The 15,888-nt window shown below is 75.1% G+C and carries 13 protein-coding genes and 1 pseudogene; 7 read left to right on the forward strand and 7 right to left on the reverse strand.

Annotated elements, in window-relative coordinates; translation table 11 throughout:
- Window positions 1-916 precede the first annotated feature (916 nt).
- On the forward strand, window positions 917-2,248 hold the full coding sequence (locus tag JN535_RS04950) for a hypothetical protein (RefSeq protein WP_205203186.1): 1,332 nt from the start codon (window positions 917-919) through the stop codon (window positions 2,246-2,248).
- A 46-nt stretch (window positions 2,249-2,294) separates the two neighbouring features.
- Here the strand turns inward: JN535_RS04950 and JN535_RS04955 are convergent, their stop codons facing one another.
- From JN535_RS04955 to lpdA, 3 genes are all read right to left on the reverse strand, one after another.
- Entirely contained in the window at window positions 2,295-3,188 is an 894-nt protein-coding gene (locus tag JN535_RS04955; RefSeq protein WP_205203188.1) for a TIGR01777 family oxidoreductase, read from the reverse strand.
- Window positions 3,189-3,337: 149 nt separating this feature from the next.
- Window positions 3,338-5,137 (reverse strand): 2-oxoglutarate dehydrogenase, E2 component, dihydrolipoamide succinyltransferase, encoded by a 1,800-nt coding sequence (gene sucB, locus JN535_RS04960; RefSeq protein WP_205203190.1) that lies wholly within the window; start codon window positions 5,135-5,137, stop codon window positions 3,338-3,340.
- 30 nt (window positions 5,138-5,167) lie between these two features.
- A complete protein-coding gene (lpdA, locus tag JN535_RS04965; protein ID WP_307868247.1) occupies window positions 5,168-6,550 on the reverse strand; it encodes a dihydrolipoyl dehydrogenase in 1,383 nt (460 codons plus the stop codon).
- A 224-nt stretch (window positions 6,551-6,774) separates the two neighbouring features.
- Between lpdA and JN535_RS04970 the strand changes: the two genes are divergently transcribed.
- Window positions 6,775-7,128, forward strand: a complete 354-nt coding sequence (locus JN535_RS04970; RefSeq protein ID WP_240200685.1) for an oxidoreductase — start codon at window positions 6,775-6,777, stop codon at window positions 7,126-7,128.
- 93 nt (window positions 7,129-7,221) lie between these two features.
- Here JN535_RS04970 and JN535_RS04975 read toward each other — a convergent pair whose 3' ends face one another.
- Window positions 7,222-8,727: a leucyl aminopeptidase gene (locus JN535_RS04975; protein ID WP_205203194.1), complete on the reverse strand. Its 1,506-nt coding sequence runs from the start codon at window positions 8,725-8,727 to the stop codon at window positions 7,222-7,224.
- A gap of 103 nt (window positions 8,728-8,830) precedes the next feature.
- On the opposite strand from JN535_RS04975, the gene JN535_RS04980 reads away from it, so the two are divergent.
- Genes JN535_RS04980 through JN535_RS04995 form a run of 4 tightly spaced genes read left to right on the forward strand, consistent with a single transcriptional unit; the run spans window position 8,831 to window position 11,004 of the window.
- Entirely contained in the window at window positions 8,831-9,187 is a 357-nt protein-coding gene (locus JN535_RS04980) for a hypothetical protein (protein ID WP_205203196.1), read from the forward strand.
- A 16-nt stretch (window positions 9,188-9,203) separates the two neighbouring features.
- Window positions 9,204-9,698, forward strand: a complete 495-nt coding sequence (locus JN535_RS04985; RefSeq protein WP_205203198.1) for a hypothetical protein — start codon at window positions 9,204-9,206, stop codon at window positions 9,696-9,698.
- Window positions 9,695-10,798, forward strand: a complete 1,104-nt coding sequence (locus tag JN535_RS04990) for a quinone-dependent dihydroorotate dehydrogenase (RefSeq protein ID WP_205203200.1) — start codon at window positions 9,695-9,697, stop codon at window positions 10,796-10,798. Before JN535_RS04985 ends, JN535_RS04990 begins: the two co-directional genes overlap by 4 nt.
- Complete coding sequence (locus tag JN535_RS04995; protein ID WP_205203202.1) at window positions 10,795-11,004, forward strand: hypothetical protein; 210 nt, start codon at window positions 10,795-10,797, stop codon at window positions 11,002-11,004. The genes JN535_RS04990 and JN535_RS04995 overlap by 4 nt, the downstream gene beginning before the upstream one ends.
- Before the next feature lie 33 nt (window positions 11,005-11,037).
- On the opposite strand, the gene yczR is transcribed toward JN535_RS04995, so the two are convergent.
- Window positions 11,038-12,549 carry a MocR-like transcription factor YczR gene (gene yczR, locus JN535_RS05000; RefSeq protein WP_205203204.1) on the reverse strand — a complete coding sequence of 504 codons (1,512 nt, stop codon included), beginning with the start codon at window positions 12,547-12,549 and terminating at the stop codon, window positions 11,038-11,040.
- A gap of 128 nt (window positions 12,550-12,677) precedes the next feature.
- Between yczR and JN535_RS21735 the strand changes: the two are divergent.
- A pseudogene (locus tag JN535_RS21735) lies at window positions 12,678-13,121 on the forward strand (YczE/YyaS/YitT family protein); the annotation flags it as partial.
- Between the two features lie 265 nt (window positions 13,122-13,386).
- Here JN535_RS21735 and JN535_RS05010 read toward each other — a convergent pair.
- Both JN535_RS05010 and JN535_RS05015 read right to left on the reverse strand, forming a co-directional pair.
- Window positions 13,387-14,397 (reverse strand): aldo/keto reductase family protein, encoded by a 1,011-nt coding sequence (locus tag JN535_RS05010; protein WP_205203208.1) that lies wholly within the window; start codon window positions 14,395-14,397, stop codon window positions 13,387-13,389.
- 68 nt (window positions 14,398-14,465) lie between these two features.
- Window positions 14,466-15,872 carry a DNA polymerase IV gene (locus JN535_RS05015; RefSeq protein WP_205203210.1) on the reverse strand — a complete coding sequence of 469 codons (1,407 nt, stop codon included), beginning with the start codon at window positions 15,870-15,872 and terminating at the stop codon, window positions 14,466-14,468.
- Window positions 15,873-15,888: the final 16 nt, after the last annotated feature.

The raw sequence follows: 15,888 nt of genomic DNA on the forward strand, positions 1-15,888 counted from the left end.
GTGCCGCGTCTACCATCCGCCGCTCGTTCCTCGCGGCTCCCGCCAGGCCCGCCACGACGCGGCACCACCACCCACCCCGCCCTACGTCGTCTCGCCCTGGTCGTCGCACACCCCGGACGACCGCCCGCGGTGCCGGCCTCGCCGGCAGGCTTCCTCTGCCGCATCCGGTCGCCGCACGGCAGCGCCGCGCCGCCGGACCGCCGCGCCGGCGCCGCTGCGCCGCGGCCGTGGGTCGTGGGTCGTGGGTCGCGTCACCGTCGCGACCCGACCCGGCCGTCCTGGAGGCCACGCCGAGTCGTCGCGACGTCAGCCGAGCGGGTGGTCGGGCTGGGCCTGGGTGTCTGACGAGCCGTGGTCACCTGTTCGGCCCGCCGGGACCGCCTGGTCGGCCTGTCAGGCCATGGTGGGCCGACGGCCGAGCGGTGGGGGTGGGCTCGGAGGCGAAGGGGCGTCAGAGCGGCGCTCCACGAACCCACGGCCGAACGACCGAGGTGACGGCGCCGCAGCCCCGAGCTCCGAGCCCACCCCCGCCGCGGGCCTGACCCGCGGGTTTGAGGGCGAGCGCACGCCGCGGACCTGACCCGCGGGTTTGAGGGCGAGCGCATGCCGCGGGCCTGACCCGCGGGTTTGAGGGCGAGCGCATGCCGCCGACCGACCCGCGGGATCGAGAGCGAGCGGGTGCCGCGCAGCGATGACGCGGGCCGGAGCTCGAGCGCGCGCTCGTGACCCAGCACCGGCCCGCGATCCGGCCTGTGGACAACGGCACGTCGGGGTCCTCCGTGCGGTGAGATGAGGTATGCCGTTGTCGACGTCGCGCCGTCTCCGACCGCCCGTGGAGACCGTCGGGGACCTGGTGCCGGTGCTGGGTGCCGCCGGGTGGTCGGTTCGGCGGGAGCCCGGCGCGGCAGGCGGCGTGGTGGCGCACGACGACTCCGGGGCGGTGTGCGAGGTCGCGCGGCTGGACGTTCCCCAAGGACCGGGGGGCCGTGCCGCGCTCGTCGAGCACCTGCATGCTCTCTCCGAGCCCCATGAGCACCTCGTCGCGGTGCACGGCGTCCTAGAGGCGGGGGAGTCGTCGCTCGTGGTCCTCACCGACCACGTGGAGGGCCTACGACTCGACGAGCTCGCGGCGGCTCGGGAACCGTTCCGGGCCGCGGAGGCGATCACGGTGCTGGTCCCGGTGGCCCAGGGCCTGGCGGCGCTCCATCGCGACGGCCGGGTCCACGGGTGCCTGGACGCGGCGTCGGTCGTGGTCGCGTCGAGCGGTCGTGCGGTGCTGCGCGCGCCCTTGACGCCCTCGAGCGGTGCGCCGGCGGACGACGTGCGCGACCTGGCGCGGCTCGTGCTCGACCTCGTCCCGGCTCCGGCGTCGAGCCACCCGTCCTACCGGACGACCGTCGACCCTGAGGAGGCGCGTGATCTCGCCGCGCTGCACGCCGAGCTCGCGGTCGCCCTGCGCGACGACCCTTCCGCGCGTCCTGCCGCGGGGACGTTCGCCGCCCGGTGCTACGACGCCGTCGAGCCGCGCCCGGTCGTGATGCCGGACGCCGCGCGTCTCGTCGCGGGGGCGTTCGGCGGTCGTCGGCCCGGTCGCCCCGGTGCCGGGACGGCCGGATCCGTGGGGGACGGCGCACGCGTCGGCACGAGAACACGTGCGCGTGGTGCCCGTGCCCGACGGCGGCGGGCCGTCCGGGCGGTCGCGACGAGCGGGGGGATCCTCGCCGGGTGCGCGGTGCTTGTGGTCCTGCTGGTCCTCCTCGGCTCGTCCCGCACGACGACGCCCGACGTCGGGGAGCCGGCGCCGAGCGGGGCCACGACCGCCGTCGAGCCGGTCGCGGACGCCGGCGCGGTGCTGGATCCGGACGACCCCGTCGGCGCGGCGCGCGCGCTCACCGTGCGCCGGCTCGCGCTGCTCACCGCCGGCGTGGGCGACCTGTCGTCCGTGGTGGTCGCGGGCTCGTCGGCGCAGGACCGGGACGCCGGGGTGCTCGCCGCGCTCGACGGCGTGGACGTGCTCGACGCGCAGGCCGAGGTCTTCGACGCGCGGCTCGCCGAGGACCGGTCGCCGGTGCCGGACGGGACGGGAGCGTCGCCCGCCGACGCGGTCGTCGAGGTCGACTACGCCGTCAGCGCGCACCGGCAGCGCACGGACGACGGCGAGCTGCAGGTGCCGGCGACGCCACGCACCACCGTCGTGCTCGTGCTCCGCTGGACCGACGACGGGTGGCGGGTCGCCGAGGTGCGATGACGGGGCGCGGTGCGCGGACGGTCGGTCGCGGCCGAGGCACAGCGCGTCAGCGACGCTCCGCGACCCGGCGCGCGGCGTCCTGGAGGAGCGGGTCGGAGTAGGTGAAGCCGCTCGCCTCGAGGACGGTCGGGAGCGCCCGCTGGGAGCCGAGGATGTCCGACGCCATCTCTCCCAGCACCACGCGCAGCGCGAAGGCGGGGACGGCCAGCGCGGCCGGGCGGTGCAGCTCCTGCGCGAGCGCACGCGTGATCTCCGCGTTCGTCGCCGGGTGCGGGGAGCACAGGTTGACCGGGCCGTGCACGGGCGCCGTGAGCAGGTGCCGCAGCGCGTCGACCTCGTCCCGCAGCGTGATCCAGCTCCAGTACTGGGTTCCCGAGCCGAGCCGTCCACCGACGCCGAGCCGCAGCAGGGGCAGGAGCCTGCCGAGGGCGCCGCCCTCGGACGACAGCACGATGCCCGTCCGCGCGTGCACGACGCGGACGCCCGCCTGCTCGGCCGGGGCCGTCGCGGCCTCCCACTCGCGCACCAGCCGGGCCAGGAACCCGTCGCCCGACGCCGACGTCTCCGTGAGCACCTGCGCGCCCCGGTCGCCGTAGTAGCCGATGGCGGAGCCCTGGACCCAGACGGGCGGCGGCACGTCGAGACCGGCCATGGTCCGGGCCAGGAGGCCCGTGGTCCGGGTCCGTGAGGTGACCAGGGTGCGCTTGTACTCCGTGGTCCAGCGGTGGTCGCCGATCCCGGCGCCGGCGAGGTTCACGACGGCGTCGGCGCCCTCGAGCGCGCGGGGGTCCAGGGTGCCCGCGTCGGGGTCCCACTCGTGCTCGTCGGACGTCTGCGGTGCACGACGGACGAGCCGACGCACGTGGTGGCCGTCCTCGCGCAGCCGCTCGAGCAGCTCGGCACCGATGAATCCGTGCGAGCCCGCCACGACGATGTCCATGGGCTCACGCTACGGGCCCAGGACCGTCCCGCGCACCCGTGGCCGGGAACCTCTCGCCGCTCGACGCCCGCACGGCTCGCGGGAGACGACGAGAGGCCCCGACCGTGCTGGTCAGGGCCTCTCGGAGGAGCGTCAGGGAGCGCGGAGCGTCAGAGGCCGACCTCGGCCTCGAACGCGCCCTCCTCGATGCGGTTCTTGATCGTGGTGAGGAAGCGCGCGGCGTCCGCACCGTCGACCAGACGGTGGTCGTAGGACAGGAAGATGAAGCACGTCGAGCGGATGCCGATCGTGTCGTTCCCGTCCGCGTCCGTCACGACGACCGGGCGCTTGGTGATCGTCCCCGTGCCGAGGATCGCGACCTGGCCGACCGGGACGATCGGCGTGTCGAAGACGGCGCCGCCCGAGCCGGTGTTGGTGATCGTGAACGTCGCGCCCGCGAGCTCGTCCGGCCCGACCTTGTTGGCACGCGTGCGCGCGCCGAGGTCGGCGATCTTGCGCGCGATGCCGGCGAGGTTGAGGTCGCCGGCGTCCTTGATCACCGGGACGACGAGGCCGCGCTCGGTGTCGACCGCGATGCCCACGTTCTCCTGGCCGTGGTAGGTGATCTCGTCCTCGCCGAAGGTCGCGTTGATCTTCGGGTAGGCCTTGAGCGCCTCGACCGCGGCGAGCGTGAAGAACGGCAGGAACGTGAGGTTGGCACCCTCGCGTGCCTTGAAGTCGGCCTTGGCGCGGTTGCGCAGGGCGGCGACGCGCGTGACGTCGACCTCGACGGCCGTCGTGAGCTGGGCCTGCGTGCTCAGCGCCTCGACCATGCGGCTCGCGACGAGCTTGCGCAGGCGGCTCGTCTTCTCGGTCGTGCCGCGCAGCGGCGAGACCGCCGGGACCGACGCCTTCTTCGGGGCGCCACCGGCCGCGGGGGCGGCGGGTGCGGCAGCGGCGGGCGCTGCCTTGGCTTCCTCGGCCTTGCGCGCGGCCTCGAGCACGTCCTCCTTGCGGATGCGGCCGCCGACCCCCGTGCCGGTGAGGGTCGAGAGGTCGACACCCTTGTCCGCGGCGAGCTTGCGCACGAGCGGCGTGAGGTACGTGCCGCCGGTCTTGGCGGCCGGGGCCGGGGTCGCGCCCGGGGCCGACGGTGCGGCCGGCTTCTCGGCGGCGGGAGCGGGGGCGCTCGTCGCCGGGGCGGGCGTCTCCTCCTGCGCGGCCTGAGCGGGGACGTCCGCCTCGCTCGCGGGCGTACGCGCCTCGGTCGGCGCCTCGGCCGGAGCGGACTCCTGCTTCGGGGCCTCCTGAGCGGGCTGCTCGGCCGGGGCCGCGGGGGCCGCGGCCGGGGCGGCGCCCGAGCCGACGATCGCGAGCACGGTGCCGACCTCGACCGTCTCGTCCTCCTGGACGAGGATCTGCTGGACGGTGCCGGCCACGGGGGAGGGGACCTCGGTGTCGACCTTGTCCGTCGAGACCTCGAGCAGCGGCTCGTCGACCTCGACGGTGTCGCCGACCGACTTGAGCCACCGGGTCACGGTGCCCTCGGTGACGGACTCGCCGAGCGCGGGCAGCTTGATCTCCTCGCCGTCCCCGGAGGACTGCGGCGCGGGAGCGGCCTGCTCGGCGGGGGCCTCCTGCGCGGCGGGCTGCGCCGGCTCGGGCTCGGGCGCGGCCTGGGGCGCGGGCTCCTCGGCCGCCGCGGGGGCGGGCGCGGCGTCGCCGCCGCCGGAACCGTCGCCGATCACGGCGAGGTCGGTGCCGACCTCCACGGTCTCGTCCTCCTGGACGAGGATCTGCTCGAGCACGCCCGCGACGGGCGACGGGATCTCGGTGTCGACCTTGTCGGTCGAGACCTCGAGCAGCGGCTCGTCGACGGCGACGGTGTCGCCGATCGACTTGAGCCAACGGGTGACGGTGCCTTCGGTGACGGACTCGCCGAGGGCCGGCATCTGCACGTTCTCAGACATGACCTGCCTGGTCTCCTTCGATCGTTGGGGTCAGTTGTGGGCGTGCAGAGGCTTGCCGGCCAGGGCCAGGTGCGCCTCTCCGAGTGCCTCGTTCTGGGTGGGGTGGGCGTGGACCAGGGCGGCGACGTCCTCGGGGTACGCCTCCCAGCCCACGATGAGCTGGCCCTCGCCGACGAGCTCGCCGACGCGGGCGCCGATCATGTGCACGCCGACGACGGGCCCGTCCTTGCGGCGCACGAGCTTGACGAAGCCGCTGGTCGCGAGGATCTTGCTCTTGCCGTTGCCGGCGAGGTTGTACTCGAGGGACTCGACCTGGTCGGCCCCCCACGTCTCGATCGCCGCGGCCTCCGTGACCCCGACGGACGCGATCTCGGGCTCGCAGTAGGTGACGCGCGGGATCGACGACTCGACGATCGGCGTCGGGTCGAGCCCGGCGATCTGCTCCGCGAGGAAGATGCCCTGCGCGAACCCGCGGTGCGCGAGCTGGAGCCCGGGCACGATGTCGCCCGCGGCCCAGATGTTCCCGACGCCCGTGTGCAGGCGCTCGTCGACGACGACGAACCCGCGGTCGAGCGTGATGCCCTGCGCCTCGAACCCGAGGTCCGCGGTGCGCGGGCCGCGCCCCACGGCGACGAGCAGCAGCTCGGCCTCGAAGGTCTTGCCGGACTCGAGCGTGACGGTGACTCCCGAGTCGGTCTCCTTGACGCCGGCGAACCGGTCGCCGAGCGAGAACTTGATGCCGCGCTTGCGGAACGCGCGCTCGAGCGACTTCGAGAGCGCCACGTCCTCGTTGGGCACGAGGTGCGGGAGCGCCTCGACGATCTGGACGTCGGCGCCGAACGACTTCCACACGCTCGCGAACTCGACGCCGATCACCCCGCCGCCGAGCACGACGACCGACGTCGGGACGCGGTCGAGCCGCAGCGCCTGGTCGGACGTGATGACCCGACCGGCGATCTCCAGGCCCGGGAGCGAGCGCGAGGAGGAGCCCGTCGCGAGCACGACGTGGCGGCCGGTGTAGCGGGTGCCGTCGACCTCGACGGTGTCCTGCGACACGAGCCGGCCGTGGCCCTCGACGAACGTGATGCCGCGCGAGGAGACGAGCCCCTGCAGTCCCTTGTAGAGGCCGGCGACGACGCCGTCCTTGTAGCTGTTGACGCCCCCCATGTCGATGCCGTCGAACGTGCTGCGGACGCCGAACTTCACGCCCTCGCGGGCACCGTCGGCGAGCTCGGCCGCGTGGAGCAGCGCCTTGGTGGGGATGCACCCGTTGTGCAGGCACGTACCCCCGAGCTTGCCCGACTCGACGAGCGCGACGGAGAGGCCGAGCTGGGCGGCGCGCAGCGCGGTGGCGTAGCCGGCGCTGCCTCCGCCCAGGACGACGACGTCGAATGGTGTGCCGGGTTCGGCCACGTGCGACTCCTTCAGCGAGGGGAGAGCGAGGGTGGACGCGCACGGCACGTCGACGGGCCGGACGGAACCGCCGGCCCACGGTGCGTGAACGTTCTCCGGGTGCCATCTTGGCACCTCGGGCACGGGCTCCCCAATCGAAACCATGGCCTCTCGGCTGTGACGCTGGAGACAGCGGTGCCCACCGTATGACCAGGGTCACGCTGTACCCTGCCGCTGTGCCTCGGCTGCCCAAGCTGTCCAGCCTGTTCTCACGCCGCCCCGCGACGACCACGTCCGCGACCGGCGGCTCCGCCGCGCCGTCGGACGCCCGCCGCGCGACGCTCGCCCACCTCCAGGACTTCGTGCGTACGCGCGTCGGGGTCGAGGCGTACGTCGAGCCGCCCACGCCGGACACGGGCGCGACGCTCCTGCTCATCGCGACGACGGGGGAGTGGACGCGGCGCCGCGTCCCGGACGAGAAGACGGCGTTCGACGTCGCCGGCTCGCTGGGCGTGCCGGTCTACAACGTCCGCTTCACCGGCTACCCGCAGCGCATGCGGGACTGGAACTCGCGCCAGCGGCAGCGCCGGAGCTCCTGACCCCGACCAGGCGATCTGCCCGGGTCGAGCAGGGGTCCTGGTCCGCCCGGGCGACCGGACGGACCAGGACCCCCCCTGCTCGGCGAGGCCGGGTCAGCGGCGGGCGCGGCCCTCGACCAGGCCGAGCAGGGTGCGGACGGCGACGCCCGTGCCGCCGACCGGCGTGTACCCGTGCGCGGAGCCCTCGTTGAACGCCGGGCCCGCGATGTCGAGGTGCGCCCACGGGGTCTCGCCGACGAACTCCTGGAGGAACAGACCAGCGACCAGCATCCCGCCGAACCGGTCGCCGATGTTCGCGAGGTCCGCGACCTTCGACTTCAGCGACGCGCCGAGCTCCTCGGGCAGCGGCATGGGCCAGAACTGCTCGCCCGCGGCGTCCGCCGCCGCGACGACCTCGGCGCGCACGTCGTCGGCGCCCATGACGGCGGAGACACGGTTGCCGAGCGCGACCATCTGGGCACCGGTGAGCGTCGCGACGTCGAGCACGACGTCCGGCTTCTCCTCGACCGCGGCGACGAGGCCGTCGGCCATGACGAGGCGGCCCTCGGCATCGGTGTTGAGCACCTCGACGGTCTTGCCGCCGCGGATCGTGATGACGTCGGACGGGCGCTGCGCGGTGCCCGACGGCATGTTCTCCGCGAGGCACAACCAGCCCGTCACGGCCACGGGGAGCCCGAGGCGCGCGGCGGCGACGACCGTCTGGAGCACGGCGGCGGCGCCGGCCATGTCGGACTTCATCGCCTCCATGCCCTTGGCGGGCTTGATCGAGATGCCGCCCGAGTCGAACGTGATGCCCTTGCCGACGAGCGCGACCTTCGCGGCGGGACGCGACGGGGCGTACGCGACCTTGACGAGACGTGGTCCGCGTGCCGAACCCTGCCCCACGCCGACCAGACCGCCGTAGCCGCCCGCGACGAGCGCCTTGTCGTCGAGCACCGTGACCTTGAGGCCCTTGGCGCCGGAGTCCTTGACGGCCTGCTTCGCGACGTCGGCGAACGCGGCCGGGAAGAGGTCGTTGGGTGCCGCGTTGACGAGGTCGCGCGTCGCGTTGACGGCGGCGGCGACGACCTTCGCCCGCTCCACGGCGGCCTTGGCCGCGGAGCTGCGCGCGCTCGCGGCGAGGACCTCGACGGTCGCGGGCGGACGGCTCGCGGACGACGCCGCCGCCTCGCCCGTGCGGTAGCGCGCGAACGTGTAGGCGCCGAGGAGGGCGCCCTCGACGACCGCGCCGAGCTCGGCCTCGTCCTCGACAGGGAGCGCGACGGCGACCGACGACGTGCCGGCGAGCGCGCGCAGCGCGGCACCGGCGGCGCGACGCAGCGCCTCGGCGCTGAACGTGCCGTCGGCGCGGCGGGCACCGAGGCCCACCAGCACGAGCACCTGGGCCTTGAGCTCCGGCCCGGCGGGCACCTTGCGGACCTCGTCGGCCGCGCCCGTGATGCCGAGCGTGGGTGCGAGGTCCTCGAGGGCGGCGACCACCGGGCGGGGCAGGTCGCCCCCGACGATCGCGACGCCGTCGGACGTCGTGTGGGTGCCGACGACGAGCGCGTCGACCTTGGCACCGGCGGGATTCTTGCTGGAGACGGTCAGTTCAGCCACCCCGCGATGCTATCTCCGGGCGCGCCGGCCGTGCCCCCGTGAGAGCGACGGGACCTGTGGACCGATTCCGTGGCCGCGGGCCGCCCCCGGTACGCTCGGCCGCGTGGTCCTTCCCCTCCTGCTGCTCGTGGTCGCGGCATGCGTCGCGCTCGCCGGGTGGGCGCTCGTGTTCGTCGCGCGCGACCGCGCGGTGATCCTGCGCCAGCTCTGGGGAGCGGCGGTGATCGAGGGGCTCATCGTCGTGCAGGCGGTGGTCCTGGGCGTGCTCGGCGCCACCGGGACCGCGCCGAGCGACCCCGTGCTGCTGTGGGGCTACCTCGTGACCGCCCTCTTCATCCTGCCCGTCGCCGCGCTGTGGGCCTTCGCGGAGCGTTCGCGCTGGAGCTCCGTCGTGCTCGCGGTCGCCGCGCTCACGGTCGCGTTCCTCGAGTGGCGCCTGTGGCAGATCTGGAACGCCTGACCTGGAGGTCCTCGCCATGAGCGCACCTGCCGCCCCGGACGGGACGCCGCGCGCCCGTCGCACGAACACCGGCTTCGGCCGGGTCCTCGTCGCCGTGTACGGGATCTTCGCCCTCGCGGCCACGGCGCGTGCGGCCGTCCAGCTCCTGCGCGACTGGCACGAGGCGCCGCTCGCCTACGCGTTGTCGGCGCTCGCGGCGGCGGTGTACGTCGTCGCGACGATCGCGCTCGCGCGGGGAGGGGACGTCGCGCGCCGCGTGGCGTGGGTCGCGGTGGGCGTCGAGCTCGTCGGCGTGCTCGCCGTCGGCGCGTTCTCGCTCGCCGACCCCGAGGCCTTCCCGCGCGCGACCGTCTGGTCCGGCTTCGGTCAGGGCTACGGCTACGTGCCGCTCGTCCTGCCCTTCGTGGGGCTGTGGTGGCTCTGGCGCACCCGTCCGGGGACCCCTTCGCAGCCCGCGCCGAGCACCACCAGCACCCGTACCGCCACCGACGCCCCGGAGGACGCCGCATGACCCGCCGCCGACCGTTCCTGTACGGGCTGCTCTTCGACGCCGTCTTTCGCCGCATGGACCCCGAGCGCGCGCACCACGTCGCGTTCGACCTCATCGGCGCCGCCGGCCGCGTGCCCGTCCTGCGCGACGTCGTGCAGGGGGCGCTCGCCCCGTACCTGGGCCGTGGGGCCGGGGGCCGGGGCAGCGTCGAGGTGCTGGGCAAGGTCTTCCCCGCGCCCTTCGGCCTCGCGGGCGGGTTCGACAAGGACGCGCGCGCCGTGCGCGGGCTGACGATGCTCGGGTTCGCGTTCGTCGAGGTCGGCACGGTCACGGCGCACGCGCAGCCGGGCAACGAGAAGCCGCGCCTGTGGCGCGAGCTCGACGTGCTGGGCGTGCGCAACCGCATGGGCTTCAACAACGAGGGCGCCGCGGCGGCCGCCCGTCGTCTCGCAGCGCTGCGCTCGACACGCGCGGGGCGTGCCGTGCTCGTGGGGGCGAACATCGGCAAGACGAAGGTCACGCCCGCGGAGGGGGCCGCGGCGGACTACGCCACGAGCGCGGGGCTGCTCGCACCGTACGCCGACTACCTCGTGGTCAACGTGTCCTCGCCCAACACCCCGGGTCTGCGCGACCTCCAGGAGGTCGAGTCGCTGCGCCCGATCCTCGTCGCGGTGCGCGAGGCCGCCGACGCGGCCGCGGGGGTCGCCCGGGTGCCGCTGCTCGTCAAGATCGCGCCCGACCTCGCGGACGAGGACGTGGACGCGGTCGCCGACCTCGTCGACGAGCTCGACCTGGACGGCGTCGTCGCCGTGAACACGACGATCGGGCACGATCGCGGGCCCGGCGGGCTGTCCGGCCCGCCCGTCCGCGCCCGCGGCCTGGCCGTCGTCGCGCGGTTGCGCGAGCGCCTCGGCGCGCGCCGAGCGATCATCGGCGTCGGGGGCATCACGACCGCGCACGACGCCCGCGACTACCTGCACGCGGGGGCCGACCTCGTCCAGGGCTACACCGGGTTCCTCTACCAGGGCCCGCTCTGGGCGGCACGCATCAACCGGTCGCTCGTGCGCCACCCGGAGCCGGGCGAGCACGTGCGGGGCGCCGAGGCGAGGGAGGCACGATGATCCGGCCGCAGTGGGTCTGGGAGCTCGACGACGCCGAGGGCCGCGTCCTCGCCGCGCCCGTCAGCCCCGTCTTCACGACGCAGTACGACGCCGAGCAGTGGCTCGGCGAGACGTGGCGAACCCTGGCCGCCGAGGGCGCTGCCGTCGCGCGGCTCCTGCACGACGGCGCGCAGGCGACCGCGCCCGTGGAGCTCCGCTCGCGCTGACGGTCCCCGTCGCCGCGGACGGACCGGGCGGCCTCAGCCCGCCACGCGGGCCCACGCGGCCGCGAGTCGGGGCACCGCCCGCTCCAGCTCCTCGGGCGGGCGCGAGAACGTGAGGCGCAACCGGTCCGCGGCACCGCCGTCGGGGGTGAACGTCGGGCCGGCGTTGACCAGGACCCCCTCCGCGGCGGCCGCGGCGGCGAACGCCTGGGCGACCGGCGCGCCGACGTCGACCCACAGGGACAGCCCGCCCTCCGGGACGTGCACGCGCCAGTCGGGGAGCGCCGCGCCCAGGAGCCCGCACAACAGGTCGCGCTGCGCGCGCAGCGTCCGGCGGCGCTCGGCGAGCACGCTGCCCGCGTCGTCGAGCAGCTCGACCACGGCGAGCTGCTCGAGCACCGCGGTCGCGATGTCGGCGGACTGCCGCGTGCGCGCGAGGCGCGCGACGAGGTCCGGGTGGGCGCGGACCCACCCGACGCGCAGGCCTCCCCAGAAGGACTTGGACGCCGAACCCACGGTGACCACGTACGGCGAGGTCCCGTCGCCGGCGAAGGGCTCGGCGACGGGTCCGACGGCATCCGGGTCGCCGTCGAGGTCGAGGTCCGTCAGGGTCTCGTCGCCGACCACGGTGACGCGTTGGCGCGCCGCGGCGTCGCGCACCCCGGCACGCTCTTCGGCCGTCAGCGTGTAGGCGGTCGGGTTGTGGAAGTCGGGCACGAGGTACACCAGCCGCGGCGAGACCTGGCGCAGCGTCGAGCCGAAGAGGTCGACGTCGAACCCGGGTGCGTCCCGGTCGCGGCCGGGCTGCGCCTCCCGGTCGCCGCGACCCACGGGGAGGGGCACGAGCCGTGCCCCGGCGCGCCGCAGCGCCTCCATCGCGTGGTAGTACGTGGGCGACTGCACCACGGCGCGGTCGCCGCCGCCGAGGAGCGTGCCCGCGAGCGTGGTGATCGCGTGCTGGGCGCCGGTCGTGACGAGGACCTCGTCGGGCGTCGTCGGCGTGCCGCGCCGCGTGTGGTGGTCGGCGATCGCCTCGCGGAGGACGCCGACCCCGTACGGCTCGTACCCGCCTCCCGACAGGTACTCGGGAAGGCGTTCGAGCGCGCGCGAGTACGCGCCGTGCAGCCCGCTCGGGGCGGCGGACGTCGCCTGGGAGAGGTCGGCGAGGTCGATCGGTGCGACGTGCGGGTCCCGTGCGGGCGGGGCGTCGCCCCCGTGCACCCGGGGTGCGGTCCGGGGCCGCGTCGCGCGGGGGAGCACGACGACGGTCCCCGACCCCGTGCGCGAGCGCGCGAAGCCCAGCTCGCGCAGCCGCCCGTAGGCGGCCGCCGTGGTGGTCCGGGAGACGCCGAGCGCGACGGCGAGGTCGCGCTCGGACGGGAGCCGCGTGTGCGGGGCGAGCGTGCCGGCGAGCACGGCGGCTCGCAGCGCGTCGGCCAGCGCGGTGTACGCGGGGCCGCCCGCGTGCCAGCGGCCCAGCAGCCGGGCCGCGGCGGCGGGCGAGAGGTGGCGGTGGACGACGACCGACCCGAGCGGGGCGAGGCTCATGGGTCCACTCTCTCGAAATTGGCTATGGATGTCGATGCCACTTCGCCGTGACGATGGCAGGCATGAGCGCCACCCGTCGCACCGTCCAGCTCCTCCTCGGCCTGCTCGCCTACGCGGTCTCGATGGCGATGCTCATCCACGCCGGGCAGGGCGGGATGCCGTGGGACGTGCTGCACCAGGGGGTCGTGCGCCGCACGGGGCTGCCGTTCGGCGTCGTCGTCGGATCGCTCAGCGTGCTCGCCCTGCTCGCGTGGATCCCGTTGCGGCAGCGCCCCGGGATCGGGACGATCGCGAACGTCGTCGTCATCACGGTGACCATCGACCCGGCGATCGCGCTCGTCACGCGGCTCGTGCCCGATCCGGGCGTGGCCGCGAGCGTCGCGCTCGCCGTCGGCGGGATCGTGCTCAACGGGCTCGCGACGTCGGCATACCTCGGGGTGCGCCTCGGCCCGGGACCGCGCGACGGGCTCATGACCGGCCTGGTCGCGCGCACGGGGTGGTCGGTGCGCCTCGTGCGCACGCTCATCGAGGTCGTCGTGGTGTCGCTGGGCTGGGCGCTCGGCGGCACGCTGGGCTGGGCGACGATCGCCTACGCGCTCGGTGTCGGGCCGATCGTCCAGCTCACCGCGCGCTGGTTCGCCCCGCGAGGGCTCGCGGCCCCGCGTCCCGCCCGGGCCCGGGTGCGCCGTCGGGCGCACGCCGGGAGGCGCCGCGGGATCCGGTCGCCGCGACCACAGGCTCCCGGCCGGGCGAGGGAGGCATGCCCGAGCCCGGCCGGTGAGGAGACGGCGACGGCCTCGGCGGAGCACCGCTGGGGCCGTCGCCGCGTGCGGGGACTCAGGCGACGCGCGTCTGCGGCGCGTTCTCCGCCGTCTTGCCCGGGTCCCGCTCGACGACGTCGCCCAGGACGTCGTCGATGCGCGCCAGGAGCTCGGCGGGGATCGTCACGCCGGACGCCTCGACGTTCTCCGCGACCTGCTCGGGCCGGGAGGCGCCGACGAGCGCCGCCGCGACGTTGTCGTTCTGCAGCACCCACGCGACGGCGAGCTGCGGCATGGTCAGGCCCAGCTCGTCCGCGACGGGCCTGAGGCCCTGCACCCTCGTGAGGACGTCGTCGGTCATGAACTGCGAGATCCCGCCGCGGCCCGCCTTCTCGTCGGCCGCGCGCGAGCCCGCCGGGGCGGCCTGGCCGGGCAGGTACTTGCCCGAGAGCACGCCCTGGGCCATCGGCGACCAGACGATCTGCGACAGGCCCAGCTCGCGCGACGTCGGCACGACCTCCTCCTCGATGACGCGCCACAGCATCGAGTACTGCGGCTGGGAGGAGATGAGCTGGAAGCCCAGGTCCTTCGCGAGCGCGGCGCCGGCGCGGATCTGGTCGGCGGTCCACTCGGAGACGCCGATGTACAGAGCCTTGCCCTGCCGGACGATGTCCGCGAACGCCTGCATCGTCTCCTCGAGCGGCGTCCCCGTGTCGTACCGGTGGGCCTGGTAGAGGTCGACGTAGTCGGTGCCGAGGCGCTTCAGCGAGCCGTTGATCGACTCCATGACGTGCTTGCGCGACAGGCCCGTGTCGTTGGGGCCGCCGGGGCCGGTCGGCCAGTAGACCTTCGTGAAGATCTCGAGCGACTCGCGACGCTGACCCTTCAGCGCGTCGCCGAGGACCTGCTCGGCCTTCGTGTTCGCGTAGACGTCCGCGGTGTCGAACGTCGAGATGCCGGCGTCGAGCGCGGCGTGCACGCACGCCGTCGCGACGTCGTTCTCGACCTGGGAGCCGTGGGTGAGCCAGTTGCCGTAGGTGATCTCGGAGATCTTGAGTCCGGAGTTGCCGAGGTATCGGTAGCGCATGCTCGCGAGCCTACGGCGCACGGCGCCGGGCGCTCGTCGGCAGAGGTGGACGTGAGACGTGCACGAGCTCAGCCCTCGTCGTCGGTGGCCGTGGCGCGGACGGGCTTGCCGTCAGGACCGAGCGGCTCCACGAGCGTGAGGTCCTCGGTCTCCGGGTCGACCCAGCGCTGGTAGCCCGGGCCGGACTGCGCGGTCTCGAACCGCACCGCGACGCGACCGTCGTCGCCGATGCGCACGATCCACCCTCGACCGTCGGCCGGGGTCGCGACGTCCAGGCCCGGCGCGAGGAGAGCGCCCGTCGCCCGCACGGGGACGACCACCGACGGCGCGGGAGTCCGCTCGACGGCGTCCGGTGCGACCGCGCGCTCCTGCGCCTCGGTGCCGAGCGGCAGCATGAGCTGGGCGTGCTCGGACAGGGCATGGAACGCGACGCCGAGCAGGCGGACGGGTTCGGTGACGTCGGCGAGGCGGAGCGCTCGGTGCGCCGCGTCGCGCAGGGCTCCCTCGTCGGCCGTGGGACGCGGCAGCGTGACCGAGCGGGTGAGGGTCGTGAACGAGGCGAGGCGCACCTTGACGACGACCGTGCGCGCCGCGACGGCGTGCCGCTCGAGGCGGGCCAGCGCGGCGTCGACCACGGGGTCCAGCGCCGCGGCGACCGCGCCGCGGCCGTGCAGGTCCGTGTCGAAGGTGTGCTCGGCGCCCGCGGACTTGCGCTCACGCACCGGCGTCACGGGTCGGTCGTCCCAGCCGCGCGCGATCCGGTAGAGGTTGGTGCCGCCCGCCTCTCCGGCCACCATGAGCAGCGTGTCGAGCGGCTGGCGGCGCAGGTCTGCGACCGTGCGCACCCCGAGCTCGTCGAGGCGCGCGGCCGAGACCGGCCCCACGCCCCACAACGCCCGCACGGGCAGGTCGAGAAGGAACGCGTCCTCGTCGGCCGACTCGACGACCCGGACGCCGCCGGGCTTGGCGGACTCCGAGGCGAGCTTCGCGACGAGCTTGGACCGGCCGAGCCCGAGCGAGACCGGGAGCCCGCTCAGCTCGCGCGCCCGCTCCTGGATCCGCCGGGCGAGCAGGTCGAGGTCGGTCCTGGGCTCGACGGCCCCGGCGACGTCCGCGAACGCCTCGTCGATGCTCACCGGCTCCACGAGGTCGGTGACCTCGCGCAGAGCCGTCATGATCCGGACCGAGTAGGCGGAGTACGCGGCGAACCGCGGCACCACGACGACGGTCGAGGGCGGGCACAGCCGCCGCGCCTGCTCCATCGGCATCGCGGAGCGCGCGCCGTACTGCCGCGCCTCGTACGACGCCGTCGCGACGACGCTGCGCGGGCCGACACCGCCGACGAGCACCGGGCGCCCCCGCAGCGACGGCCGCTGGTGCTGCTCGACCGCCGCGAAGAACGCGTCCGCGTCGAGGTGGACGATCGTGGGGCGCCCACGCAGCACCGGAGCGTGCGGCGCGCGGTCAGTGCTCACCGACCTACTCTGCCGT

The organism is Cellulosimicrobium cellulans (assembly GCF_016921195.1).
Classification (GTDB): domain Bacteria; phylum Actinomycetota; class Actinomycetes; order Actinomycetales; family Cellulomonadaceae; genus Cellulosimicrobium; species Cellulosimicrobium cellulans_F.

What these genes read in the sequence shown, in the direction of transcription:
- JN535_RS04990 (WP_205203200.1), top strand. Translation starts at nt 9,695, where the DNA reads ATGACCCGCCGCCGACCGTTCCTGTACGGGCTGCTCTTCGACGCCGTC.
- JN535_RS05010 (WP_205203208.1), bottom strand. Translation starts at nt 14,397, where the DNA reads ATGCGCTACCGATACCTCGGCAACTCCGGACTCAAGATCTCCGAGATC.
- JN535_RS04995 (WP_205203202.1), top strand. Translation starts at nt 10,795, where the DNA reads ATGATCCGGCCGCAGTGGGTCTGGGAGCTCGACGACGCCGAGGGCCGC.
- sucB (WP_205203190.1), bottom strand. Translation starts at nt 5,137, where the DNA reads ATGTCTGAGAACGTGCAGATGCCGGCCCTCGGCGAGTCCGTCACCGAA.
- JN535_RS04955 (WP_205203188.1), bottom strand. Translation starts at nt 3,188, where the DNA reads ATGGACATCGTCGTGGCGGGCTCGCACGGATTCATCGGTGCCGAGCTG.
- yczR (WP_205203204.1), bottom strand. Translation starts at nt 12,549, where the DNA reads ATGAGCCTCGCCCCGCTCGGGTCGGTCGTCGTCCACCGCCACCTCTCG.
- JN535_RS04985 (WP_205203198.1), top strand. Translation starts at nt 9,204, where the DNA reads ATGAGCGCACCTGCCGCCCCGGACGGGACGCCGCGCGCCCGTCGCACG.